The organism is Streptomyces africanus (genome assembly GCF_002150735.1).
In the GTDB taxonomy this organism is placed as follows: domain Bacteria; phylum Actinomycetota; class Actinomycetes; order Streptomycetales; family Streptomycetaceae; genus Streptomyces; species Streptomyces africanus.
The window spans coordinates 1-25,089 of the sequence record NZ_MUKA01000040.1 but is presented as its reverse complement, the minus strand read 5'-3'; the positions used below and the strand labels follow the sequence as shown (position 1 = coordinate 25,089).

Annotated in this window: 22 protein-coding genes and 1 pseudogene; 6 read left to right on the top strand and 17 right to left on the bottom strand. The window is 68.3% G+C overall.

Features of this window, described 5'->3' with window-relative positions; all coding sequences use genetic code 11:
* Window positions 1-73: 73 nt before the first annotated feature.
* Window positions 74-298 (top strand): annotated as a pseudogene (locus CCL05_RS45990) (aldehyde dehydrogenase family protein); the annotation flags it as partial.
* Window positions 299-347: 49 nt separating this feature from the next.
* Here the strand turns inward: CCL05_RS45990 and CCL05_RS06430 are convergent.
* From CCL05_RS06430 to CCL05_RS06410, 5 genes are all read right to left on the bottom strand, one after another.
* On the bottom strand, window positions 348-1,577 hold the full coding sequence (locus CCL05_RS06430; RefSeq protein ID WP_086559508.1) for an acyl-CoA dehydrogenase family protein: 1,230 nt from the start codon (window positions 1,575-1,577) through the stop codon (window positions 348-350).
* Window positions 1,564-2,040, bottom strand: coding sequence for a Clp protease/crotonase-like domain-containing protein (locus tag CCL05_RS06425; RefSeq protein WP_208641390.1), 477 nt, complete (start codon window positions 2,038-2,040; stop codon window positions 1,564-1,566). The genes CCL05_RS06430 and CCL05_RS06425 overlap by 14 nt, the downstream gene beginning before the upstream one ends.
* A 141-nt stretch (window positions 2,041-2,181) precedes the next feature.
* On the bottom strand, window positions 2,182-3,012 hold the full coding sequence (locus CCL05_RS06420; protein ID WP_244204192.1) for a TetR/AcrR family transcriptional regulator: 831 nt from the start codon (window positions 3,010-3,012) through the stop codon (window positions 2,182-2,184).
* 75 nt (window positions 3,013-3,087) lie between these two features.
* Complete coding sequence (locus tag CCL05_RS06415; protein WP_425275895.1) at window positions 3,088-3,717, bottom strand: HAD family hydrolase; 630 nt, start codon at window positions 3,715-3,717, stop codon at window positions 3,088-3,090.
* Between the two features lie 10 nt (window positions 3,718-3,727).
* On the bottom strand, window positions 3,728-4,927 hold the full coding sequence (locus CCL05_RS06410) for an acetyl-CoA C-acyltransferase (protein ID WP_086559505.1): 1,200 nt from the start codon (window positions 4,925-4,927) through the stop codon (window positions 3,728-3,730).
* Window positions 4,928-5,071: 144 nt separating this feature from the next.
* On the opposite strand from CCL05_RS06410, the gene CCL05_RS47120 reads away from it, so the two are divergent.
* The 3 genes from CCL05_RS47120 (at window position 5,072) to CCL05_RS06395 (ending at window position 7,550) form a co-directional block, all read left to right on the top strand.
* Window positions 5,072-5,560, top strand: a complete 489-nt coding sequence (locus CCL05_RS47120; RefSeq protein WP_279629924.1) for an alpha/beta fold hydrolase — start codon at window positions 5,072-5,074, stop codon at window positions 5,558-5,560.
* Window positions 5,561-5,564: 4 nt separating this feature from the next.
* Window positions 5,565-6,386, top strand: a complete 822-nt coding sequence (locus CCL05_RS06400; RefSeq protein ID WP_086559504.1) for an SCO6745 family protein — start codon at window positions 5,565-5,567, stop codon at window positions 6,384-6,386.
* A gap of 429 nt (window positions 6,387-6,815) precedes the next feature.
* Window positions 6,816-7,550 (top strand): DUF899 domain-containing protein, encoded by a 735-nt coding sequence (locus tag CCL05_RS06395; protein ID WP_086559503.1) that lies wholly within the window; start codon window positions 6,816-6,818, stop codon window positions 7,548-7,550.
* Window positions 7,551-7,617: 67 nt separating this feature from the next.
* On the opposite strand, the gene CCL05_RS06390 is transcribed toward CCL05_RS06395, so the two are convergent.
* Entirely contained in the window at window positions 7,618-8,271 is a 654-nt protein-coding gene (locus CCL05_RS06390) for a DUF1326 domain-containing protein (protein WP_086559502.1), read from the bottom strand.
* Window positions 8,272-8,724: 453 nt separating this feature from the next.
* Here CCL05_RS06390 and CCL05_RS06385 point away from each other — a divergent pair, with 453 nt between their 5' ends.
* Complete coding sequence (locus CCL05_RS06385; RefSeq protein ID WP_086559501.1) at window positions 8,725-9,540, top strand: DUF2182 domain-containing protein; 816 nt, start codon at window positions 8,725-8,727, stop codon at window positions 9,538-9,540.
* A gap of 80 nt (window positions 9,541-9,620) precedes the next feature.
* Here CCL05_RS06385 and CCL05_RS47115 read toward each other — a convergent pair whose 3' ends face one another.
* The 5 genes from CCL05_RS47115 to CCL05_RS06365 form a co-directional block, all read right to left on the bottom strand.
* Window positions 9,621-9,755, bottom strand: a complete 135-nt coding sequence (locus CCL05_RS47115) for a CBS domain-containing protein (protein WP_143589818.1) — start codon at window positions 9,753-9,755, stop codon at window positions 9,621-9,623.
* Between the two features lie 269 nt (window positions 9,756-10,024).
* A complete protein-coding gene (gene uidA, locus CCL05_RS06380) occupies window positions 10,025-11,815 on the bottom strand; it encodes a beta-glucuronidase (RefSeq protein ID WP_086559500.1) in 1,791 nt (596 codons plus the stop codon).
* A 42-nt stretch (window positions 11,816-11,857) separates the two neighbouring features.
* Window positions 11,858-12,733, bottom strand: coding sequence for a carbohydrate ABC transporter permease (locus CCL05_RS06375; RefSeq protein WP_086559499.1), 876 nt, complete (start codon window positions 12,731-12,733; stop codon window positions 11,858-11,860).
* Between the two features lies 1 nt (window position 12,734).
* Entirely contained in the window at window positions 12,735-13,688 is a 954-nt protein-coding gene (locus CCL05_RS06370) for a carbohydrate ABC transporter permease (RefSeq protein WP_086559498.1), read from the bottom strand.
* Window positions 13,685-14,977 (bottom strand): sugar ABC transporter substrate-binding protein, encoded by a 1,293-nt coding sequence (locus CCL05_RS06365; RefSeq protein ID WP_086559497.1) that lies wholly within the window; start codon window positions 14,975-14,977, stop codon window positions 13,685-13,687. The genes CCL05_RS06370 and CCL05_RS06365 overlap by 4 nt, the downstream gene beginning before the upstream one ends.
* Before the next feature lie 175 nt (window positions 14,978-15,152).
* Here CCL05_RS06365 and CCL05_RS06360 point away from each other — a divergent pair, with 175 nt between their 5' ends.
* Window positions 15,153-15,773, top strand: a complete 621-nt coding sequence (locus CCL05_RS06360; RefSeq protein WP_086559496.1) for a TetR/AcrR family transcriptional regulator — start codon at window positions 15,153-15,155, stop codon at window positions 15,771-15,773.
* Between the two features lie 312 nt (window positions 15,774-16,085).
* Here CCL05_RS06360 and CCL05_RS06355 read toward each other — a convergent pair whose 3' ends face one another.
* The 6 genes from CCL05_RS06355 to CCL05_RS06330 all read right to left on the bottom strand — a co-directional run bounded on the left by CCL05_RS06355 (window position 16,086) and on the right by CCL05_RS06330 (window position 25,054).
* Window positions 16,086-18,533 carry a glycoside hydrolase family 95 protein gene (locus CCL05_RS06355; RefSeq protein ID WP_086559495.1) on the bottom strand — a complete coding sequence of 816 codons (2,448 nt, stop codon included), beginning with the start codon at window positions 18,531-18,533 and terminating at the stop codon, window positions 16,086-16,088.
* A gap of 139 nt (window positions 18,534-18,672) precedes the next feature.
* Entirely contained in the window at window positions 18,673-19,647 is a 975-nt protein-coding gene (locus CCL05_RS06350; protein ID WP_086559494.1) for an NmrA family NAD(P)-binding protein, read from the bottom strand.
* A gap of 158 nt (window positions 19,648-19,805) precedes the next feature.
* On the bottom strand, window positions 19,806-20,507 hold the full coding sequence (locus CCL05_RS06345; RefSeq protein ID WP_086559493.1) for an SDR family oxidoreductase: 702 nt from the start codon (window positions 20,505-20,507) through the stop codon (window positions 19,806-19,808).
* A 124-nt stretch (window positions 20,508-20,631) separates the two neighbouring features.
* Complete coding sequence (locus CCL05_RS06340) at window positions 20,632-21,201, bottom strand: TetR/AcrR family transcriptional regulator (protein ID WP_086559492.1); 570 nt, start codon at window positions 21,199-21,201, stop codon at window positions 20,632-20,634.
* Window positions 21,198-22,493 (bottom strand): SNG1 family protein, encoded by a 1,296-nt coding sequence (locus tag CCL05_RS06335; protein WP_086559491.1) that lies wholly within the window; start codon window positions 22,491-22,493, stop codon window positions 21,198-21,200. Before CCL05_RS06335 ends, CCL05_RS06340 begins: the two co-directional genes overlap by 4 nt.
* Window positions 22,494-22,669: 176 nt before the next feature.
* Window positions 22,670-25,054, bottom strand: a complete 2,385-nt coding sequence (locus tag CCL05_RS06330; protein WP_086559490.1) for a carbohydrate binding domain-containing protein — start codon at window positions 25,052-25,054, stop codon at window positions 22,670-22,672.
* Window positions 25,055-25,089: the final 35 nt, after the last annotated feature.

The following is a 25,089-nucleotide window of genomic DNA, read 5'->3' as shown; positions in this document are numbered from 1 at the left end:
CCCCTGATCCCCCGTCGATGCCCCCCTTCCGCCCTACCGCACCTATGGGGGAACCATGAACGACCCCGCGCCCGACAAGCCGCTGGCCCTGTACGCGTTCACCGACTCCGACACCGCCCGGGAGCGGCTCGCCGCCGAAACCTCCTCCGGCGGCCTCGGGTTCGGCCTGCCGCTGGCCCATCTCACCGTCTCCGACCTGCCGTTCGGGGGCGTCGGGGAGAGCGGCATGGGCAGCTACCACGGCCGCTACTCCATCGAGACCTTCAGCCACCGCAAGGCCGTCCTCGCCAAGCCCCTCTGCGGATGTCCAGGCTTCCGAAGCGTGCGTGAGATCGCGTCCCGCCTTCTCAGCTCACCGCCGCCGTCGCCGCGTCGCGGTACTGCCGCAGCTCCTGCCTGGCGATGGCCCGCTTGTGCACCTCGTCGGGACCGTCCGCCAGCCGCAGCGTCCGCAGATGCGCGTACATCATGGCCAGCGGGAAGTCGTCGGTCACTCCCGCTCCCCCGTGCACCTGGATCGCGCGGTCGACGATCTTCAACGCGATCTCGGGAGCGGCCACCTTGATGGCCGCGATCTCGGTGCGCGCTTCCTTGTTCCCGACCGTGTCCATCAGGTACGCGGCCTTGAGCGTGAGCAGGCGGATCATCTCGATGTCGATGCGCGCTTCCGCGATCCAGTCCTGGATGTTGGACCGTTCGGCGACCGGGCTGCCGAAGGTCACCCGTGACTGTGCGCGCCGGCACATCAGTTCCAGCGCCCGCTCGGCCGCGCCGATGGCCCGCATGCAGTGGTGGATGCGACCGGGCCCGAGCCGGGCCTGGCTGATCGCGAATCCCTCGCCCTCGCCCTTGAGTACGTCCTTGCCCGGCACCCGGACGTTCTCGAAGACGATCTCCGCATGGCCCTCGCGATCCGCGTACCCGAACACCGGGAGGTTCCGGACCACGGTGACCCCGGGGGCGTCCACGGGTACGACCATCATCGACTGCTGGCGGTGGGGAGCCGCCGTGGGGTCGGTCTTGCCCATCACGATGAGCACCTTGCAGTTCTTGTGCATCGCGTTCGAGGCGAACCACTTGCGGCCGTTGAGCACGTACGCGTCCCCGTCGCGCTCCATCCGCAGCTCGATGTTGGTGGCGTCGGAGCTGGCGACACGCGGCTCGGTCATCGCGAAGGCCGAGGCCATCGTCCCGTCGAGCAGCGGCTTGAGGTACTTCTCCTTGTGCTCGTCGCTGCCGAACAGCGTGAGCACCTCCATGTTGCCGGTGTCGGGCGCGTTGCAGTTGCACGCCTCGGAGGCGATGTGGCTGCGGCCCATGATCTCCGCCAGCGGCGCGTACTCGAGGTTCGTCAGACCGGGGCCCCACTCCGGGTGCGGGTGGAACAGGTTCCACAGTCCACGCCTGCGCGCCTCCGCCTTGAGCTCCTCCAGGATCGGCGGGTGGAAGTGCGGGTCACCGGACGCGCGCATCTGCTCGTGGTACACCGCCTCGGCGGGGTAGATGTGCTCATCCATGAACTCGAGCAGATCCGCCTGGTACTTCTTGGCGCGGTCCGACATCTCAAACAGGGACATCCGAACTCCTGACGGGTAGGGAGGGAAAGTCGGGCGTGCGCTTGTCCAGGTGACTGGCCACGCCCTCGACGACGTCGGACCCGCGGAAGGCCTGGAGCATGAGGCCTTCCGCCCGGGCCACGGAATCGGCGTAGGTGCCGTCCACGTCGTTGCTCAGCCGGCTCTTGACGGTGGCCGTGGATGCCGGGGAGCAGCACCTCGCCAGAGCGGAGGCGTAGGCGAAGCGGTGTCCACCACGCTGCCGGTGGCAAGAGGGCCGCCACCATGCCAGGCCGGCGGCCACCCCGTTGATCGCCCCGATCAGCGGTTTGCGCAGGCTCAGCGGAACGTCCCGGGGACGGGGCCGTGCCCGGGCTCGCAGGTTGACGTCGATCGAGCGGTCCCAGTGCTGCTCGCTCGCGTCGAGGCCGGGCGCGCCCGCGCCACCACCGGTGACGACGGCGACTCTTTGTGTAACGTCCACAGCGAACCCTCTCCGGTACGGGGCGTGCGATGCGTCCGATCTGTATAGTTGAATCCGACGTCAAGTTCAATAGCCAGCCGCCCGGGTCCACATGAAAAAAGCCGCCCACCCCAGGGGGGTGAGCGGCTACAGGCAGGCGAATCAGCGGCGGTCAGGGAAGCGGAGGGCGTTCGCCCAGAGCCGGGTCACCGTGGACACGAGCTCCTCGAAGTCCACCGGCGGACCTTCTTCCTGCCGTTCGCCGAGCACGAACGCGTTGTAGGCCATGACGCTGACCATGCCCGACAGCGCACGGGAGGCCATCATCGGATCGACCTCACGGTCCGCGACACCCCGCGCCTGCAGGTCGGCGATGCCACGGGCATTGCGGCGGATGAACGCGTCGGCGCGCCGACGCCGGAACTCCCGGAATTCCGGCTCCACTTGGGCGACCTGCTCGAGCAGGCCCATCAGCTTCGCGTTCCGCTTGTACGCCTCGAGGTACGCGCGATTACTCGCCTCGAGTACCGCATGGGGATCGTCGGCGCCCTCCACCCGGGCCATGCCGGGGTGCATCATGTCCTCCTGCGCCTCCAGGAGGACGGCGGCGAGCACCTCTTCCTTGTTGGCGAAGTAGGTGTAGAAGGATCCCGCCGCGCACTGAGCCTCTTTGGTGATGTCGGTGAGGCGGGTGTCGAGGTAGCCGTCCCGTTCGAACACCTTCCGAGCGGCTTTCACCAACGCGGCCCGGGTCCGCGCACCGCGCTTCGTCGTGGGGGGCTCACGAAGGTGCGTCAGGGGCGCCACGGGCGGCGCCTGCTCGCCGTCGATCTCCTCGGCCGCAGTGGTCTCCATCCCGGGAACTGTACTTGAATCCGACACCACAATCACGAATGGCGGCGGCCGCCCGGTGGTTCCCGAGGTGTGCAGGATGGCCGCGGTCTCGTCGCTGCCCCGGTCGGCCACGCCGGCCGGGGCAGCGGTGACCGACACGCCCGGGGACAGCGTCCAGGAGGGCACCGAGGGCACCGTGAGTGCCGTGGCCGCCTCCGCAACGGCGGGGATCGGTCAGGCTGTGATCCCGAAGCGTTCGGCGAGCTGGTGGCGGGTGTCGGCGGCGCTGGTGTGCAGTACGCCCCCGATTCCGATCCGAGCCGCTCCGTCGAGGTTCTGCCGCAGATCGTCGATCATGACCGCCTCCTCGGGGTCGATGCCGAGGCGTTCACACGCGATCGCGTAGATCCGCCGGGAGGGCTTGCGGATCCCGACCTCGGCGGAGATGACGAGCACGTCGGCGAGGGACGCGAGTTCGACGCCGTCGTAGGTTCCGGTACCGAACGAATTGGACACGAGCGCGACGGGATGCCCGGCGGCTCGGAGATCGCCGAGCAGCGCGAGCATGTCCTGGTCGATCGACATGCCCGCCTGCATGCGGGCCGTGAGCCCCTCGGCCGTCACGTCGGCGCCGTGGGCACGGAGCCGTTCGGCGAACCCTCGCTCGAAGGCTCCGGCGTCGACACGGCCGCACTCGTGGTCGGCCAGGAGGGTGCGTGATGCCTCGTCCCGGGCGAGGAGGTCGAGCGGCAGGCGCGGATCGACGCCGAGCGAGGCGCCGAAGTCGGTGAAAGCCCGCAGCACACTGGAGGTGATGACACCGCCGAAGTCCACGAGGACCGCGGTTCGCGCCCTGTCCGTCACGCTCGGCATCTCAGGCGACCTCGAACAGTCCGGCTGCGCCCATGCCGCCCCCGACGCACATCGAGATCACCACATACCGGACACCGCGGCGCTTGCCCTCGATAAGGGCGTGCCCCACCAGCCGGGCGCCGGTCATTCCGTACGGATGACCGACGGAGATGGCGCCGCCGTTGACGTTGAACCGCTCCGGGTCGATGTGCAGTTCGTCCCGGCAGTACAGCGCCTGGGAGGCGAACGCCTCGTTGAGTTCCCACAGGCCGATGTCGTCGATGGTGAGGTCGTGCTGCTTCAGCAGCTTCGGAATGGCGAACACCGGGCCGATGCCCATCTCGTCCGGCCCGCAACCGGCAACGGTCATACCCCGGTAGACGCCCAGCGGCTGAAGTCCGCGGCGTTCGGCCTCCTTCGCCTCCATCAGCACCGACGCCGAAGCCCCGTCCGACAGCTGCGAGGAGTTGCCCGCCGTGACGCTGGATCGCGCGCTCACCTCACCGTCGGCCAGCACCGGCGCCAGTCCGGCCAGGCCCTCGAGCGTCGTCGACGCCCGGTTGCCCTCGTCGCGGGCCAGGGTCACGGCTTCGTCCCGCACCTCCCCGGACTGCTTGTCCAGGACCTTCTTGACGCTGTCGAGCGCCACGATCTCCTGGTCGAACCGGCCGGCCTCCTGCGCCGCCGCCGTGCGCTGCTGCGACACCAGCGCGAACTCGTCCTGGCGTTCCCGGCTCACGCCGTAGCGTTCGGCGACGATCTCCGCCGTGTGCAGCATCGGCAGGTAGATGCTCGGCTTGTGCTCGACCAGCCAGGGATCCGCCATGCGGTGGGTGTTCATGTGGTCGTTCTGCACCAGGGAGATCGACTCGACACCGCCGCCGACAGCGACCTGCATGCCGTCCGTGACAATCTGCTTGGCGGCCGTCGCGATGGCCATCAGGCCCGACGAGCACTGCCGGTCGATCGTCATCCCCGACACGACGTCCGGAAGTCCGGCGCGAAGAGCGGCCTGACGCGCGACATTGAAACCCGAGGACCCCTGCTGCACGGCGCAGCCGAAGATCACATCCTCGACCTCACCTCCCTCGAGCCCGGCCCGCTGCACCGCGTGCGCAAGGGCATGTCCGGCAAGCTCCTGCGCCTGGGTGTCGTTGAACGCGCCGCGGTACGCCTTTCCGATCGGTGTGCGTGCCGTCGAAACGATGACTGCTTCCCTCATGTCGCCTCACTGCTTCCTGTTGGCCCGGTTCGTCCGTCCGCCGGTTATATTTGAATTCGGCGTCAGGTTCAACCACGGCCCGGCCCTTGACAGTCCGCCCTCATGCCTGGAGGGTACCGACCAGTCGGTACGAAGAGGTGGGTCGTGACTCAGCTGAGCATCTCCACGGGTGCGGGCGTGCTCGACACGATCACGGCGGGTCCGCCCGAGGGCCGCCCGGCGCTGCTGCTGCACGGCTTCCCGCAGACCGGGCTGGTGTGGCGGCGGCAGATCGAGGCGCTGGCCGCGCACGGCTACCGCGTGGTGGCACCCGACGGCCATGACTGGGGAGGCGCGGTGGCCTGGTGGACCGCGCACGCCCGCCCCGGCCGCGTCCGCGCGATCGGCGTCGTCGACGTGCCCACCCTGTACGTCTGGAGCACGGAGGACAGCGCGTTCGGTCCGGCAGTCGCACAGGAGACCGAGCGATGGGTCAAGGGCCGTACCGGTTCGAGACCCTCCAGGGCGTCGGCCACTGGATCCCCGAGGAGGCGCCCGAAACGCTCAGCCGCCTGCTGCTCGAACACCTGCAAGCCCACGGCACGTAGTGAATCAACAGCGAATGTCCCACTCGCCGACACTCCGAAGAGGTGACCCGATGCAGACCGCCCGCGCGGCCTGGCGCCGTCTCGAGCCCGTCCACGGCATGATCTACTTCGTCCCCGAGGCAAGGCGCCGGTACGCCGACCTCGGCCTGAGCGGTCGCGCCGGGTACTTCACCTCCAGGAGCGCCGCATTCGGCCGGGCTTCCGCCGAGCTGGTCATCTCGACCTTCTACAACTTCAACCCCGATGTCGTACGGCAGGCGGTCGACGGGGCCTGGGACGCGACGACACCGCAGCAGGTGCTGGACGCACGGTACGCCGCGGCGGGCGAAGCCCTGCGACGGGCGGGAATCCACGAGTTGCCCACCATGGACGAGGTGCTGGCGCTGACCCGCCGGGCCGCCGAGGCGGCCTGCGAACACGCACAGGGCCGGCCGTTGTTCGCGGCGCATGCCGCACTGCCGTGGCCGGAGGAGCCGGTACTGCGGCTGTGGCATGCCCAGACACTGCTCCGGGAGTTCCGTGGAGACGGCCATGTCGCATGCCTGCTGAGCGAGGGCGTCGGAGGCTTGGAGGCGCTGATTCTGCACGCCGCGACCGGTGAGGTCCCCGTCGACTTCCTCAAGGCGAGCCGTGCATGGCCCGAGGAGGAGTGGGCCGGCACTCAGGAGCGCCTGCGCGAGCGAGGTCTCCTGGACGGCGACTCCCTCAGCCCGGAAGGCGTACGCCTGCGCCGGCACATCGAGGACCGCACCGACCGCCTGGCCCTTCCCGCCTACGCGGCCCTCGGTGACGCCGGCTGTGAGCGCCTCGCCGAACTCGCGGGCCCCTTCGGCGGTGCCGTCGTCGAAGCCGGCCTTCTCAAACTGGGCTGACCGGCCCCGCCCCTTTCGAGCGGTCGACGGGCGGGCGGCAGTGTTCAGAAGCAAGTCCCCGCCCGTCTGCGAGTCGGGGGTAGGCCCGGTCGGTGATGGGCTTGATCTTTCCGTCGACGCACCGTTCCCCGCGACTTCAGGCGTGTCGGCGGCAGCTCAGGAGCCGGCAGCGGCTCCCCGTCCGTCCGGTCCAGCGAGTAGCCCTGCCGGGGCACTCCGGGCACACAGTCTCAGCGTGAAGGCAGCGTGTCGCCTGTCACCAACGTCCCGGGACAGCACACCTAGCCAGTCGCGTCAGGGGATGATCTCGTTGGCGAGGGCCCCGGCTAGGTCGCGAAAGCCCGCCGCCGCGCGCGTACGGTGGACGTAGGGCCGGACGGATACGCCGGCACAGGCTCGGTGATCCGCTCCGCTCAGGAGGGAGAGACCATGCCTGAGCACAGGATCGGCACACAGAAGGAATTCGAGGCAGCCCGCGCGGAGCTGCTGGCGCAGGAGAAGGAACTCACCCGACGCGGCGACGAACTCGCCCGGAAGCGGCGGGAGCTCCCCTGGGTGCCGGTCGAGAACGACTACCTCTTCGAGACCGAGGACGGGACCAAGTCGCTCGCGGACCTCTTCGACGGACGCTCCCAGCTGCTGATCTACCACTTCATGTTCGGCCCGCCGTACAAGGCCGGATGCACGGTCTGCTCCTCGATCGCGGACACCCTTTCCCCCAATGTGATCCACCTCAGGGCCCGCGACGTGACGCTGATCTGCTCCTCGCGGGCGCCGCTGGACAAGCTCCTTTCCTACCGGGAGCGAATGGGCTGGCGCTTCGACTGGGTCTCCGCCGGCGGCAGCGATTTCCACCGCGACCTCGGTTTCCAGTACACCGAGGAGGAGCTGAGGCCGTTCCTCGAGGGCGACGTCCCGCCGACGGTGAGTCAGATGGCGCAGCTGTCCGGCACGGACGTACGCGGCTACGTCACCGAGGGGCCCGGGATGAGCGCCTACGCACTCCTCGACGGCACCGTTCACCGAACGTACGTCACCACCGCGCGCGGCCTCGAGCCTGCCATGGCCTACTACGGGCTTCTCGACCGTGCGCCGCTGGGCCGCCACGAGGAGGGCGAGCAGACCCACTGGCTGCGCCGCCACGACGAGTACGGCAAGACCTGAGTGGCTGTCCGTCCCCGACCTGGGAGTGAGAACGGCGGACAGGTAGGTCCGGAGCAGGGTCGCTCAATCAGTCGGGGCCGCTCCAGTCGAACGGGAAATGCTTGCTGGACTTGCCGCTGCGGTCCCAGCTGAAGCCGAACGCGTCGGCCCGGTCCGTGGTCGCGCGGCCCCATGTGGCAACCTGGCCCGGGCCGACCTCGGCACCGCCGGGATTGTGGAGCTGCACCCGCGCGCCGGCGGGCGTGGTGGGACCGCCGAGAGCCTCGACAAGGGCGGTGACCCGGCCGGGGACCTCGACGCTCCACGACCCCAGGTCGTCGGCGATCTCCACGGTGATGGGGGCGACCTCCATGCCGCGAACGTCGAAGGGGGCGAGCTCGTTGAACTGCTTCGGCCAGCCCCCCGCCTCACCGCTGAAGATCGTGCCGAGGGCGGCACGCTGCTGGTCGTCGGCGCGCGCGTCGACGAAGAAGGCGGCGGACGTGTCCGTCGCGGCGCCGCCCCAGATGTTGCCGGTGAAGGACCCGAGCATCAGGAAGTTCAGCCCGTCGAGCCGGACCTCCCCGTACCGACCCTCGCGTATGTGCCAGACGAGCACCCCGTCGCAGTCGCCCTCGGTCGGGGGCTGGGCGAAGGTGCAGGGGCAGGGTATGGCGCACTTGCAGGTGTCGAACCAGTCGCCGACCAGGCGCCAGGTAGGGCTGGTGGTTGCTTCGGTCATCTTGCTGACCTCCTCTTCCCCCGTTACCGCAGGGTCATGGGAGCGAGGCTGTCCCGCGCAGAGCCCGCCGGCCACGACCCGGAGCGGCCTCGTCTCCAGCATGCGCCTGCCCGGCGAGGAATTCCCAGTCCTGCGCAGGGCCCCCGCACCGCACACCGCCGCAGCGGGGGGCCGATACAGGTCCTGAGCGGTCCCGGCCCGGTAAGGCATCTGCCTGCCGGTTTCAGATCGGCGTCGTCGACAGCCTTGCCCTCCGTCGTAGTCGCCACCGCACGGGGTGGGTCCGGTCACCGACGAGAGCCGCTTCCCGGCGTTCCGCTTTTGAGCCTTGCGATTCTGTGCTGTGCTGGAGATGTCTTCTCAGTACTCGCCGCACGCGCCGGGGTTTCGCAGCCATGCTGCTGCGCGGGCCGCCTGCTCGATCGGGCAGTGGGCGACGATGGGAGGTGTGCCATGCCCCATCTCCGGTTCGCCCCGCCGGTGCCCACCCGGGCGGGAGTGCTGCTGCCGAGGCGTGATCTGGTCCTCGGCTGGGTTCTCCTGGTGCTGATCGCCGCTCTGGCCTGGCTGCTCACGGTCGCCCGGTCCCGCGACATGGGGACGGAGCCGGGCACCATGGGCCTGGTACTCCCGCTCTTCCTCCTCCTGTGGGTGGTCATGATGGCGGCGATGATGCTGCCGTCGCTGGCGCCTGTCGCCCTCACCTGGGTGCAGGCGATCCGCCGGAGCACCACGGGCCGTGTCAGGGCCCTGCGTACCGCCGAGTTCGTCGGCGGTTACCTGCTCGCCTGGGCCGGATTCGGGCTGCTCGCGTACGGGGCCCTGGCCGCGACCGGGCGTCTGGTCGACAGCCACCCGGATGCGGGTCGCTGGATCGGTGCGGGTGCGTTCCTGCTGGCGGGGCTGCAGCAGTTCGGCCCACTGAAGCGGGTCTGCCTGCGGCACTGCCGCAGTCCGATGTTCCAGCTGCTTCGATACGCACGCTTCCGGCCGTCGGCGAAGGACCTGCGGGTGGGCGCGCACCACGGGCTGTACTGCGTCGGCTGCTGCTGGGGACTGATGATCGTACTGATCCCGCTCGGTTTCATGAACGTGGCTGCGATGGCGGGCCTGGCCGCGGTGATCTTCCTGGAGAAGCTGTGGCGCGGCGGCCCCTGGGTCAGCTGGGCCGTCGGCGTGGCCTTCCTCGTGCTGGCCGTCCTCGCCCCGTTCCAGGACTGGCTGCTGCCGGGTCTGCAGATGTCCGGTCCGTCGATGGACGGAATGTGAGTTCAGGCGCCCGTGGCATACCCCCCTCGACCTGGCGGATGTGCGGCATCTCAACCCGCTGCTTCGTTCCAGGTGGTCGTTCAGGTATTGGGTTCCGCCGCGCTGATCCGGCCCAGCGCGGAGTCGGGGTCGACCACCGGCAGGCGGCGCGCTGCCTTCTCGCGCATGATGTCGACCGGGGTACCTGGAGTGACGGTGACCAGTCGGCCCTGCACGCCTCCCGGTCGGTCACACGTCCCTCACGATCTGGGCCGTCGCCATGGCACGACCTCCAGAAGTCGTCGTACTGCCGTGCAGGTGCTGCTGCCCGACCTGCTGGGCGGCCGAGTCCGGTGGAGCGTCGGCACTGCACGGACAGCCATCCGTATCGCCCAGCCGCCCAAGTCATCGTTCCGCGCAGCAGGACGCGATACGTCTGGCTCAGACCCGTCCGTGCGGACGATCCCGACACGGACCCGGGGCCCTTCTCTTGATGGGGGGCCTATCAGTCGCCCTTCCGCCAGCGGGCGCGCAGCCTGAACGCCGCGCCCTTCGGCCGACGTTCGCGGGTGAACACTCCCTTCTTGTTGCCGTCGACACGGAAGACACCGGGCGCCGTGGCGAAGTCGGCGAAGTTCCAGACCTGCTCGCCGACGACCGCGTCGACACGGTCGAACACCCGGTGATACACGTCGAGCAGTTCGGTCTGGTACTCCTCGGTCCACGGGCTGGGTACGACGCTGCGCAGTCCGGGGTAGGCGTCCGCTCCGTACTCGGTGATGACGATGGGCTTGTCGTGCGCGGCCCACTGCCGCAGTTCCGCTTCCAACTCCGTCTCGGCCGTCGCCAGGTCGTCGGGGCCGAAGTACCAGCCGTAGTAACGGTTGAGGAGCACGACGTCGAACAGGTCGGTGACCACGCACTGGTCCGGTTTGCCCATGAGCGCGTTGACGTAGGCGACGGGCCGTGAGGGATCCAGCCGGCGTGCCTCGGCCGCCAGTGGTGCGAAGTAGTCGCGCGCCTCCGGTTGGACGTTGTCCGGCTCGTTGGCGATGGACCACAGCACGACGCTCGGATGGTTCTTGTCGCGCGCCACGAGCTCCCTCACCGCCTGCAGGTGCGTGCGAAGTGTGCTCTCACCCACGGTGTCGGGCGAGAACGTCGACGCCTTACGGCCGGAGCCGAAAACACCTCCCGCGATGTTCAGGTTCAGGCCGACGGCTGCCGTCTCGTCGATGACCACCACGCCCTGTCGGTCCGCATAGTCCAGCACCTCCTCTGCATAGGGGTAGTGCGAGGTGCGGAACGAGTTCGCGCCGGTCCACTCCAGCAGGGCGAAGTCATGCACCATCAGGGTGTCGTCGTGGGCCCTGCCGCGTACGGCGGCGTCCTCGTGTTTGCCGAAACCCTTGAAGTAGAACGGGATTCCGTTGATCAGGAATTCCGTGCCCCGTACCTCCACGGTGCGCACGCCCACGGACTGCCGGTAACTGTCGACGAGGTCGCCGGAGGCGCTCCACAGCGTGGCTTCGAGTTCGTAGAGGTAGCCGTCGCCCGGCGCCCAGGGGTGCACGTCTTCGATCCTGAGGGTCCCCTCCGCGCCGGTGGCCGCATGGACCTCGACCCCGGAGGCGTCGCGCAGCGAGACACGCACCTCGTGCCCTCCGGCCTGTGCGGTGCTGTCCACGCGGTAGGCGACGAGGCCGGTCGTGTCCTGCAGGCTGGTGGTCACGGTGATGTCGGTGATGTGGACGGGGGGCGTGGTGTACAGCCACACGGGCCGGTGCAGGCCCGCGTAGTTGAAGAAGTCCTGGAAGTAGTGCTGCACCCGGCGGCCGTCCGCTCGTTCCTCCACCCGGCCGGGCGGTATCGACTCCCAGGTCAGTTCGTTGTTGACCACGACGGTGACACGGTTCTCGGCACCCGGCCGCACGTGCGCCGTGACGTCGGCCTCGAAGGGGGTGTAACCGCCTTCGTGCCGGGCGACCTCGACGTCGTTGACCCAGGCGATGGCGCGATGCGTCGCGGCGTCGAAGCGGAGTACCGTCCGCTCCCCCGCCCACCGGTCGGGAACCCATACCTGCGTCTGGTACCAGACGTCCCCGACATGGTCACGGACGGTCTTGTCCGGGAAGATGTCGTTGTAGCTGGCGGGCACCGGGATGTCCACGGCGCTCGCGAGCTGCGAGCGCCACCAGCCCTCGGCACGGCCGGCACCCTCCGCGTCCAGGCGGAAGCTCCACAGGCCGCCGAGAGAGCGGCGTTCACGAGTGGGGCCGTCCTGGGGACGAAGCATGGTTGGTTCTCCTGTTCTGTGTGCGTCGGTCGACGCGGCGGTCTACTTGATGCCGGTGTTGGCGATGCCCTGGATGAAGTGCCGTTGCAGGACGAGGAAGAGCAGGATGATCGGTGTGACGACCGTGACCGCCCCGGCCAGCAGCAGGCCGTAGTTGGTGCCGTTGGCTCCCGTGGAGAACAGGGCGAGGGCGACGGGCAGCGTGTAGTGGTCCTCTGTCTGCGCTATGACGAGCGGCCACAGGAAGTTGTTCCACTGCGCGAGGAAGGTGAGGATCGCCAGTGTCGCCAGCGCCGGCCGTGTCAGCGGCAGGATCACCCTGAGGAAGATCCGGGATTCGCCCGCACCGTCGAGGCGCGCCGCCTCGACGAGGGCGTCCGGGATGTCCCGGATGAACTGCCGCATGATGAACACGCCGAACGGTGTCACGAGGAAGGGCAGGATGAGCCCGAGGTAGGAGTTGCCCAGGCCCATGTTGCTGACGAGCACGAACAGCGGGACGAAGGTGGTGACGCCGGGGATGATCAGCATGGTGATGACGAGGCCGAAGAGCAGGCGCTTCCCCGCGAACTCGATCTTCGCGAAGGCGTATCCGGCCATCGAGCAGAACAGCAGGTTTCCCAGCACACAAGCCACCGCGACGACTGTGCTGTTCAGGAAGTACAGGCCGAAGTTCTGCTTGGACAGAAGTTGTTCGAAGTTGGCGAAGGTCGGGGACCGGGGAAGCCAGGAACTCGGATGGGCGACGATCTCGCCCGTCGGTTTCACCGAGCCGAGGAACATCCAGGCGAAAGGCGCCAGCGTCGCGAGCAGTCCGAGCACGAGAGCGCCGTAGAGAACGAGACGAGCGGTGGGGACTCGCCGGGACGGGCGGCGGTCCGGGAAGGCCGGCCCTGTCGTTGTCGTGGTGGCGGTCATGTCAGGCCCTCGCTCGGAAGATGCGGAACTGAAGAAGGCTCAGCAGGGCGATCGCGGTGACCAGCACATAGGACGCGGCCGATGCCAGTCCGTAGTTCCCGAAGCCGAATTGCTGGTACGCGTAGTAGCTGATCGAGGTCGTGCTGTCCAAGGGGCCGCCGCTCGTCATCACGAAAGGCTCCTCGAAGAACTGGAGGTAGCTGATGCTGAGCAGGATGGCGACCACCAGCGTGGTGGGCCGCAGCAGCGGCAAGGTCACGCTGCGGAAGGCCCGCCAGCGGGACGCGCCGTCCACGACGGCCGCCTCGTGCAGTTCGGGCGGTATCGACTGCAGCCCCGCCAGGAAGATCACCATGGGGATGCCGAAGTGCCGCCAGACGGCCATCAGTATGAGGGCGGGCATGGACCAGTGGGGATCGTTCAGCCAGTCCGGCCCCGAGATTCCCACGACGGACAGGACCGAGTTGATCATCCCGTCGGGCTTGTAGAGGTACCTCCACACGACCGCCACCGCCACGATGCTCGTCACGACCGGGGCGAAGTAGGCGACCCGGAAGAAGCCCTTCGCGCGCTGGATCCCGGAGTTGAGTGCGACGGCGACGGCGAGGGAGAGCACCATCGTCAGGGGTATGCCCACCGCGACGAAGTAGAGCGTGTTCAAGGCGGCGCGGACGAAGGTGGGATCGTCGAAGAGCGCGGTGTAGTTCTCCAGGCCGACGAAGTTGACGCTGAAGGGCGTCCGCACGTCCCTGCTGGTGATGTCGGTGACGCTCATCGACAGGGACGAGAAGACCGGCCAGATGCCGAAGGTGGCGAAGAGCAGGACGAAGGGTGAGCAGAAGGCCCAGGCGACCACTGTGCGCCGCAGGCGTCCGGAACCGCGCCTCGACCTTTGAGCCGGCTGCCTGGTGGAGGACTTCTCGCGTACGGGTTTCAGGGAGGTCGCCGTGGTCATCGAGTCGGCCCCGTTCCGATCGCGGACGCTTTCGCCTGGATGCGTTCCAGGGCCGCCTTCGGTGACGAGACCCCCTTGGCCACCTTCTCGATCTCGGCATCGAGGACCGCTGAGACCTGCTTCCAGGTGGTGACGGTCGGGCCCGGAAGCGCGCTCCGGAGCTGGGACCGGAAGACGGCCAGCGTCGGGTCCGACTTGAGCTTCCCCTCGTCCCAGGCCGCCTGGACGGCGGGCAGGTCTCCGGACAGTTCGTGCCAGTCCTGCTGGACGTCGGGCTCGGAGAGCCACCGGATGAACTTCCAGGCGCCGTCGCGGTTCTTCGCCTTCTTGAACACCGTCCAGTGCCCTCCCCCGATGAAGCTGGCGTTGGACGTCGCTCCCTTCGGGAGCGTGGCGACCCCCACCTTGTCCTTGACGAAGTCCGCTCCGCCGGCCCCCTTCAGCAGTGCCGTTTCCCAGGGGCCCGAGATGAGGGCGGCGGTGGAACCGGCGACGAACTGCGGCTCGATCTCCCCCAGACTCACCGCCCCGTTGCGGGTCGCGGTCTTCGACGTGAAGAACGACTGGTAGAACTCCAGCCCCGCGAGCGCCTGGGGTGTGTCGAAGGTGAACTCGGTGCCGTTGTCGTTCATGAGACGCGCACCCGCCTGCCACATGAAGGGCAGGACGCCCTGCCAGCTCGCCGCCACGCCGGTGGGCAGCGCCAGGCCCCACTTCGCGCCCTGCTTCTGGAGGGCCCTGAGGAACGGGCCGTACTCCTTCCAGGTCTTCGGCGCGGAGACTCCGGCAGCCTGTGCCAGGTCCTTGCGGTAGAACAGGACGCGGGTGTCCGCATACCAGGGGACGCCGTACGTGCCCCCGTCGTACGTGGTGCTCTGAGCGGCGCCTCGGTAGAAGGACGAGGTGTCGACGAGACCGGCCGGCACCTGCTCGAGTCCGCCCGTCGAGGCGAAGTTCGTCAGGTCGGCGGATCCGACGAGCGTGGCGTCCGGCGTGTCCTGGGAGGCGATCGCCGTTTCGACCTTCTTGGCGTAGTCCTGCCACGGGATGGCCGTGACCTTCACCTTCGCGTCCGGGTTGGCCTTCCGGAAGCGCGCGGCCAGCTCGGGCAGGCGCTCGCCCTCGGTGCCCATGGCCCAAACGTTGATCTCGCCCTTGGCAGGTGAGTCGCTGATGGGAGCGCCCTTGGCGCCCCCACTGCCTTGTGTGTCGGACCGGCCGCAACCGGCCAGAACCAGTGTGGCGGCCAGACCGCCGATGATCGCTTTCGACAAATGCGAGGTGGACATCCTCGTCCGTCTCCTCTCCACCCGGTGGATGCGTGAGCGGCCCTACCGCACGTCGTGGTGTGGGTCAGCGAGACCGTACAGCGAAAACCGAACAGGTGCCACACTTTCGGCGAGGGTGATGTTGGCGAGTTATCGGCCGGACACCGCCCCGCGCCGCCCGCTTAGGGTTGGGGGTATGACCGAGAAAACGGCGGCCCGTCCGGCCACTCGCCGAGGCCCGTATGCCAAGAGCGCACAGCGCAGGGCCGAGATCGTCGCCTCGGCGACCGCCGTGTTCGCGGCTCGCGGTTACCGTGGCGGGTCCCTGAGGGAGATCGCCAAGCAGCTCGATCTCAGCCTGACCAGCGTCGTGCACCACTTTCCGAGCAAGAGCGCGCTCCTCGTGGCCGTCCTCGAGAACGCGGACTCCGCGAGCATCGACTCCTTCGAGGCGGACAGCCGGGGAAAGGGTGTGGCCTACGCGGTCCTGCGGTACGTCCGCCGCAACCTGGAAAGGCCCGAGATGCTGCGGCTCCTCGCCTTGATGGCCGCGGAGGCCTCGGCTCCCGACCACCCGGCGCACGAGTGGTTCCGTGACAGGTACGAGCGGGTCGTCACCGCTTTCACGACCGCGGTCAGCAGGGACCAGGACCTGGATCGCATCTCGAACCGCAGGCACCCCGAGCTGATCGCGGCGGCCCTTGTCGCGATGTGGGACGGTCTCCAGCTCCAGTGGCTCATCGACCCGCGGCGTGATCTCCTGGCCGGGATGTCAGCCGGCTTGGAGGATCTGCTGGGCGATCCTGCCGTCGGGTGACCGGCACCCGTGGCAGCACGTCGCGCCCTTCCCGGCCAGACCGCCGCGTCACCGGCCTCGGACCACCGGTCGCGACCGGCGCGACCGGCCGCTGCTCGCGACTCTGAACGAGCCCGGGATGCGGACGAGCGAGTGCCTGCCCGGCACCGCCCCACCGCAGAGGGGTCAAGACGGAGAGGGCGTCCGCCAAGATCCGGTCCACTCCCCGACCGACCCGCTTCTGAGAGGTGTCCCTACCGGCCCGGGTACCGCATTCCCGGGCCGGTGTCGTCCCGACAGCCGACTACGCCGGCAGATCCGTAGCGGCACGACTCACAGGGGAGCTGCCGAGTCGACGGCCGTCAAGCGGTATCTCGTCCCCGCCCGCGTCTCGAACTCGAGCACCCCCGGCTCCGGGTGCCGTACTGGGACGGGGCGCCCGTGAGCGGTTACCTTCAACCGGGTCGCAGACCGCACGAGCGCCCGATTCTCCGAGCGGGAACGCAACTCACCGCCCTCCAACGCGCCTTCGCGCCATTTCAGATCCAGCTCGAAGCCGCCTCGCGCGAGAAGACCGCGCACCCGTCCGTTCGCCAACGCCGGAGGCAGCGCGGGCAGCAGATGCAGCTCACCCGCATGGGACTGCAGCAGCCACTCCGCAACGCCCGCCGTCGCCCCGAAGTTGCCGTCGATCTGGAAAGGCGGATGCAGATCGAAGAGGTTCGGCCCGGTGCGCTCGGGGGTGAGCAGGTCGGTCAACAGCTTGTAGGAGCGTGCGCCGTCCTCCAGCCGCGCCCAGAAGTTGATTTTCCAGGCGAGGGACCACCCCGTACCCGCGTCTCCGCGCTGCTCCAGTGTCGTGAGGGCCGCTGCGAACAGTTCGGGAGTGTCCCGTTTGGTGATCTGGTTGCTGGGGTGCAAACCGTACAGATGGGAGACGTGTCGATGCTGCTGCTCGGGCGCGGTGGCGTCCCAGTCCTCCGACCATTCCTGCAACTGCCCCTGGGAACCGACTTTCATGGGCGGTAGCTTCCCGCGTGCGGCCCGGACCGCGTTGCGCATGGCGCGGTCCTCGCCGAGCAACTGCGATGCCTTGACGAATCCGTCGAAGAGGTCGCGCAGGATCTGGTTGTCCATGGTCGGCCCCGCGCACACGGACACGTCCGGGTGGTGGGCGTTCTCCGGGGAGACCGCGGGGCAGGTGACGAGGTGCCCGGTGCGTGGATCGGTGACCAGGGTGTCGAGGAAGAACCGCACCGCGCCGCGGAGTACCGGATAGCGGCGACGCAGCGCCTGCTGGTCGCCGCTGAAGAGATAGTGCTCCCAGATGCCGGTGGACAGCCAGGCTCCCCCGGTCTGCCACATGCCCCAGAACGCGCCGTCCACAGGGGCCGTGCCGCGCCAGGCGTCGGTGTTGTGATGGGTGACCCAGCCGCCGGCACCGTATTGCGCCTCGGCCGTTCTCGCACCGGCCACAGACAGGTCCGCCAGCATGTCGAAGACCGGTTCCCAGCACTCCATGAGGTTGGTCACCGGGGCCGGCCAGTAGTTCATCTCCGTGTTGATGTTGATCGTGTACTTCGAGTCCCAAGGCGGACTGAGTAACTCGTTCCAGATGCCTTGGAGGTTGGCGGGCTGGGTGCCGGGCCGTGACGAGGAGATCAGCAGATAGCGCCCGTACTGGAAGTGCAGGGCCACCAGGTGCGGGTCGGCGGCGGTGGCGAACCTCGCTACGCGTTCGTCGGTGGGCAGTTCCGCGGCGTCGGTCCTGCCGAAGTCGACCTCCACCCGCCGGAACAGCTTCCGGTAGTCAGCGACATGGCGTCGCAGCAGCCGGGCGTGGGGCATGGCCGACGCGGCGTTGAGCGCGGCAGCGGCGCGGGCGACGTGGTCGCCTGTCGGGTCCTGGTAGTTGGTGTAGCTGGTACCGATCGCGATCAGCAGGGTGACGGCATCGGCTCCGGTGACTTCGAGGCTCCCGCTGCCGCCGGCGACCGTCCCGCCCTCGGCGTGGGCGCGGGCCAGGGCCCGGAACCGAACCTGTCCCTTGATGCCCTCACGGGTTTGCGCGGTTCCGTCCATCGCGATGGTGATCCGGTCGGGCGAGGACGCAGTCACGGTCTGAGGGCTGTCGAAAGCCGCCGTGAAGGAGACGGCCCCCGGGGTATCAGCCGTCAGCCGCATGACGATCACCTGGTCGGGGTGGCTGACGAAGGTCTCGCGGTGATACGTCACCCCGCCCCGCCTGTACCGGACGGAGGTGACCGCTGAGTCGAGGTCAAGCGTGCGCCGGTAGTCCGCTGCCTCGCCGTCTGCTGCGAAGGCCAGCCGCAGGCTGCCGACCGTCTGGTACATCAGTTCGCCCGTCGGGACTCCGAGGAAGTCCGAGTCGATGAGGGACTGGGCGGCGCTCCACTCGCCGGCGAAGACGCGCCGGCGGATCTCGGGAAGGGCGGCCAGAGCCTTGGGGTTCGCCGGCTCATAGGGACCGCCTGCCCACACGGTGTCCTCGTTGAGCTGGAGCAGTTCGGTGTCCGTGCCTCCGAAGACCATGGCGCCGAGCCGCCCGTTGCCGATGGGTAATGCCTCCAGCCACGCGGAGGCCGGCCGGGGATACCAGAGCACGAACTCATCCAGTTTCTGATCGGCTGCGGCGGCATCCTGTGGCGGCGTCCGGTCGGCGCCGGTTCCTTCGGTGGCACAGGCGCCGCCGGACGACGTGAGGGCCGCCGCGCCCGCTCCGGCTGTGGTGGACAGTGCGAGAAAATGTCTGCGATCCATACCCGAAGCGTCGAGTCATGGGATGTCTTCTGTCGACCGGTAGGGACCACATTCGAAAGTTTCCACCGTGCCGGCTACCGCTTCGACGGTTGGCGAAGACCCTCCGCGGTTACCGAACCACCCGAGGAGTCTCAGCGGTTCAGGCAGCCGTCAGCTTCCGGATGCGCGGGTGGTTCTGGAGCGCCCACCGCACGGTCTTCGGCGGGCGTCCGAGCAGGGTTTCCAGTTGGTCGGTGGTGCCGCGGTAGCCTCCGCCGCCCTTCAGCCGGGTCAGGGTCTTGAGGTGCTCCGCGGTGTGCGGGAGCGCCGACAGGGCGGTGTCGACATAGGTCTCGTTCCAGGTTTCGACGTCTTCGGGAACGTACGTGACCTCGCGTCCCAGAACGGCCGCGTAGTCCTCCGCGAACCCGTGCATGTCCTTCAGCTCCGGGCCGTTGAGGTCGTAGGACTTCGAGATGTGCGGCTCCGGGTCGGCCAGTATCTTCACGCACAGCTCCGCCACGTCGTAGCCCGCGATGGGCGCGAGCTGGTGATCACCGAAGGGCAGGCGCAGTTCACCCCTGCTCAGCGGCTCCAGCGCCAGCCAGGTCATCAGGGGGTTCTCGACGAACATGGCCGCCCGGATGTTGACGGTCGGGAGGCCGGACCAGTCCAGCACCTGCTCGGCGACCCAGTGGGCCCGCTGCTGCGGCGACCAGTTGGCGACGAGTCCGCCGAGCCACGCACGCCGCTCTTCCTCCGGCGCGGTCATCTTGTCGAACGTCATGAACGACTGCTCGTACTCGGAGATGTTGACGAAGACCTCGATGTCGCCCTGGGCTCGCGCCGCCGCGGCCATCAGGCCGACGGCGTCTGTGTAGTACGGCGACAGGCTCATGCTGAAGTAGATGCGGCGGACGCCCTTCAGCGCGGCGCTCACGTCGGCGATGGTGAGCAGGTCACCGACGAAGACCTCGGCCCCGGCCTGGCGGAGCGAATCCGCGCGTTCGTCGTCCTGGCGCACGAACGCGCGCACCGGGTGCCCGAGTTCAAGCAGCATGTCGACCATCGTTCGGCTCACACCGCCGACTTCGCCGGCGGCACCGGTGATCAGGACGGGGTTGCGATCTGGCATCAAGGTGTCCTCTGTCTGGTGGGGGGGAAGGATGCGAGCGCCATGCGAGGGAGAGCGAATGACTCCCGGCGTAGCCGCGCTGACCGGGGGCGACGACCCGGTACTCGGCCGACGCCGGCGCCCCGAACTGGTGACGCCAGGAGTACCAGCTCTCCTTGTCAGCTCTTCAACTGGGCGTACAAGGCTTCCAGGTCGGCGGACAGCTGGGACTTGACCCAGCGGGTGGTGTCGTCGGCCAGCACCTCGTGTGCTCCCGCCTCGATGCCGTCGAGTGCGGCTACGGCGATGTCGCGGGGGTCGGCCTTGGGCGCGTCGACACCCGACGTCATGTCGGTGTCCACGTAGGCCATGTGGAGCCCGGTCACCGCGATGCCGCGCGGCCGCAACTCCAGGCGCAGGGAGTTGGTCTGCGACCACAAAGCGGCCTTGGAGGCGCCGTAGGGCGTGCCGTCGGCCAGCCAGGACAGAACGGAGTGGGCGTTGAGGATGTGGCCCCCGCCGTTGCGCTCGATGACCGGCACGAAGGCCCGGGTGACCAGCAGCGGCCCGTAGAAGTTGGTCTCCAGATCCCGGCGCACGTCCTCCATCGGCGAGTCGAGGTACGAAGCGCGGACGGAGGCCCCGGCGTTGTTGATCAGAATGGTGACGTCCCGGGCCTGCTCGGTGGCCGCCGCCACAGATGCCGGGTCAGTGGCCTCGAGCGCCAGCGGAACGGCATCGGGGTGAGTCACCGTGCGCGGGTCACGGGCCGTGGCGTAGACCTTGCCGGCCCCGCGCGCATAGAGCTCCTCGACCAGCACCTTGCCGATGCCACGGCTGCCTCCCGTGACGAAGACGGTGGCGCCCTTGATTGCTGTCACGACTACCTCCACGAAGATAAAAACCGATCGGTTTCCCAACCGTAAACCGATCGGTTTCGCCATGCAAGTCGCTTCAGAGGCCGGCCGACCTGGTGCCCATCGGCCAAGTCCGTGCTCGAAGACGTCAGTGCATGCCTGCCGCATCGAGCAGGGTGGTCACAGTGGGCGCGATGAGCCCGGCCAGGCTGTCGGCGCCGATCCCCGCGCGGGCACTGGCGCCGTCGAAGACCAGGATGAGCTGCCGGGCCAGCAGGTCGGGATCGCTCGCCCCACCCCGTTCGGCCTCGGAACGGAAAAAGGCTGTCAGGTTCGCTTTGATCTGGTGGGCCACCCGGCTCGCGGGGTGGGTCTGGTCCTTGAGCTCGATCTGCACGGCCAGGTACCGGCAGCCTTGGAAGTCGGGCGCACCCGCCTGCGACTCCACCCGCTCGAAGACGTACAGGATCCGCTCGCGGGGGGAACGGCCATCACCCGCCGGGGGCAGGGCCCTCGCCACGAAGGCAGCAGCGCGCTCCTTCAGGCTCGCCGCCAGCAGTTCGTCCTTGCTCTCGAACAGTTGGTACAGGGAGCGCTTCGACACCCCCGCCGCCTTGCACAGCGCCTCGACGCCGACGCCGACTCCGTCGCGATAGGTGAGAGTGGCCGCAGCCTCCAGAAGCCGCTCCCGAGGGCTTTGCTTCGCTTTGGCAGTCATACCGAAGCGACCTTCTCGGGCTCCGCCTCGGAGGGGATGCGGTGCAGCCCCTTGCGGTCGTACCAACTGGTCATGCCGAAGCCGAAGAGAGCGGCTGCCGCGAGGCCGGCGGCCATCATGACCCAGCCCCGGGTCAGGCCGGCGTCGGCTTGGGCGTCGTAGTAGAGGATCGAGCGGATGCCGCCGGTGATCTGCCGCAGTGGTTCGAACTCCGCCAGGAAGCGGTAGAAGCCGGGCAGTGCCTGGATCGGCGTGGCGGCGTTGGCCGTCGGCACCGCCATCCCGATGAAGACCAGAGTGACCACCAGCATGCCGGGCGTGCCGAAGACGGCGAGCAGGGTGAGCGCACCGATCCCGGAGACGGCGATGGCGCACACCGAGAACAGCCACAGCAGTGGCAGATGGGCGGCGTGCATCCCCATGAGGCCGACCGCGCCCACCATGACCAGGCTCCCCATCAGCAGGGACAGCCCGGCCATGAGAGTGCTGCCGACGGCGAGGGTCTGCACCCGTGTCGCCCGGATCAGCGGGCGGCGCAGGCGCAGCGGGCCCATGTCGTTGTGGGTGTAGCCGAGGGCGTGGTCCACCTGGCCGCTGATGACGTTGGCGGAGAGCATGCCGACGACCACGAGGACGAGCGCGTAGTAGAACGCCGTCATGCCCAGGCCGCTGCGCGAGTCGAGGGGATGACCGTCCTCGACTGTGACGGCGGCCGGGTCGGCCAGCAGAACGCGTGCCGCGGCGGGCAGCTTCGCCTGCCCGGTCCCGCCCTGGGATGTGAGCTCCTTGCCCACCTGGAGCGAGGCGCTTTCGGCCGCCTGCGTCGTCGCAGTCCGGGCCAGACTGGAGCCCACACTGCCGGCGGACTGGTTGGTCAGCACCGTCAGCGTCGGACGGGTCGGGGCTTCGGTGGTCGCGGTGCCGGTGAGTGCGGTGGTGGCGGAGGTGAAGTCGGCGGGCACGACGAGCGCGCCGTACAGCTTGCCCTTGCCGAGTTCCTCCTTCATCTCCTTCTCGTCCATCACCTTCCAATCGATCTTGCCCCCGCTCGCGGTGGACTTCTTGATCGACTCGGTGATCCGAGCCCCCAGGTCGACCTGCTCGCCGCCGGCAGCGGCCCCCTTGTCAGCGTTCACCAGGCCGACGGGCAGATTCTTCATGTGATCGACGGGATCGACGTTGGCGCCGACGTAGAACACGGTGAACAGCAGCGCGAGGACGCCCGTGATGACGCCGTTGGCGATCCACAGGGGTTTGGCACGCAGGACGCGGAACGGCTGAATCCCACTCATGACTTACTCCGGACTCGGACAACACGCCCTGCATCTCGCCGGGACTCCGACTGATGAAACCGGTCGGTTTCAAGCCCATCGTAAACCGATCAGTTTACGAATTCCAAGTCGAGACGCGAGGCTGAAGTTCACGGCCAGTTCGTCACCGGTTGTCGCCGCCGGAGGAGAAACGTCGGTCACTGCTGGGTCAGGGTGACTTCGTCGCAGTAGCCGTCACCGTTTCCGGAGACGAGGTGGCAGTAGATGCGAGCGGAGGTCACACCCGAGCCCGTGGTGAAGGTCGTCGACTGCTTCGTGTAGGTGCTCGACGTGGTCGAGGCGCTCGTGACAGCAGTGCCGTTGTAGAGCTTGGCCTCCAGTGCCGTGGTGGTGCCGGCGGTCTGGCTCCTGATCGCGCCGGACAGCCGGTATGTGGTGTTCGGCTTGAGGGTGTAGATCAGCTGCCAGAGGGTGCCGCCGCTGAGGGAGGAGTTCGTCAGTCCGGCGGCGTTGCCGTTGGATGACGTGCTGGTGAGTGAGAAGTCCCCGTTGCGCCAGGGCACGGTGTGGCCGGATTCGAAGTTGCCGTTGACGACGTGGTTCTTGACGGGGGTGACGGCGAGGTCGTCGCAGTAGCCGTTCCCGCTGCCGGAACTCTTGTAGCAGTACAGGCGCACGGTGCTGTTCGCCGCCCCGGTGGTGAAGTCGGCGGAGACGAACGTCCAGTCGGTGCCGCCGGCGCTCGCCACCGTCTCCAGGCCGCCGGTGTTCTTGACGCCGACGTTCATGACCTCACCGGCGACGGCGGACTTCACCCAGCCCGAGACGCGGTAGGTCGTCCGGGGTGCGACGGGGACGAACTGTTCGACCGATGCGGGCGACGGTCCGACCCGGGCCGCGTAGGTTCCGCTGTGGGCGCCCGAGTTGACCACCGAGGCGGAGTTCCACGCGCTCCACGCCGAGAGCGACCCCTTCTCGAAGCCGAGGTTCTCGTTCGCGAGGCAGGTCGCGTCGTTGGGCGAGCTGAACTGGTCGGCGCCGATGTCGGGCGCGCAGACCGAGGGAACGGGCGACCCCCAGTAGTCCTTGCCTCCGTTGTCGGGGATGACGACTCCCGCGCCGATGGCCGGGGAGCCCGCAGTGAGCTGGTAGCCGTCGACGGAGTCGATGCCCGTACCGCCGCTGCCGGGTGAGACGAGCAGCGGATCCGCGGTGATGTTGCCGTTGCCGGCCGGCTCGCCGGACGGGTGGTTGCCGTAGAAGAGGTTGTTCCGCCAGGAGAAGTTCGAGGCCGGCTGGCCGGAGGTGTAGACGTAGTCGCCGCTGCCCAGGTTGTAGATGAGGTTGTTGGCGAGGGTGAGGTCGTTCCAGGCGCCCGAGACCTCGAAGATGTTCGCGGTGGATCCGGACGGGATGTAGATGGTGTTGTTGTAGAACTCGGAGTCCTGGGAGCCGAGCATGTTGACGACGCGGAGACGGTCGTTCTCGCTGACGTTGTAGCGGACCATCGCGTTACTGCTGAGGCGTGACCCTCCGCCGCAGCCGCAGAAGAGGAGGAACCCTCCCTCGTTGTCGTGGCTGTAGTTGTACTGGACGATCGTGCCGTCCTGCCCGTAGTCGACGTCGAAGCCCTGGCCGTCGGGGTTCCCGGAGTTCTTCTTGGTGCCGTACGCCTCGTTGTACTGGATCACAGTCCCGTCGGAGTCCCAGGCCCAGATACCGGCGTTCGCCGCGTTGCTCGCCTTGGCCGCGTTGTAGACGACGTTGTGCTCGATGAGGGCGTCCTTGGACATCTGCACGACGATGCCGTCGCCGTCGGTGTCATGAACGGTGTTGTTCCTGACGACGACGCCGGTCCACGGGGTCCAGGCGGGGTTGTTGCAGCCGATGGACGGCCGGCACAGCCATGTGCTCGACATGTTGATGCCACTGCGGGCGATGTTCGCGACGGTGTTGCCGTCGATGACGACGTCGTTGAAGGCGCTGGGCGTCGTGGTGCCGAGAACGGCGAAGAGGATGCCGGCGCTGCCGTCGACCTCCTTGGAGTTGTTTCCGTTCACATCGTGGATGCTGAGGTTGCTGATCTTGTAGTGGTTGCCGGTGCCGTAGTTCTCCAGCACCACGTAGACACCGCGCCGCGCGTTCGCCCCCTTCACCGCGCCGGTGTTCGTGATCTCCAGGTCGGAGATCTCCCAGTACTCCTGGTTGTGCAGGTAGATCGCATCCGTGGCACCGCCCGCGGCGATGACCGGCAGGGCGCCGGTGCCGTAGGCGTCGATGGAGATGGACCCGCCGGACGCACTGCCCGAGCCCAGCGGGTGCAGGGTGCCGGAGCAGGTCGTCCCTCGCTTCAGCAACAGTTGGTCCCCCGGTGCGAACGTTTTCCCGTTGGGGCCCGCCAGGGAGTTCCACGGCGAGTCGGAGGTGCCGGTGCCGTTCGTCGACGCCGAGCAGTCGACGTAGTAGTTCGATCCGGCGGCCTGTGCCGGTTGGGCCGCTGTCAGCACCACCGCCGCGCAGGCGAGCAGCAGGGTGACGACCGCGCCTGCGATGAACCGTCTTGTCTCTGCGACATGTCTCATGATGCCTCTCCCCGTACAACGCTGTCGGGATGGGT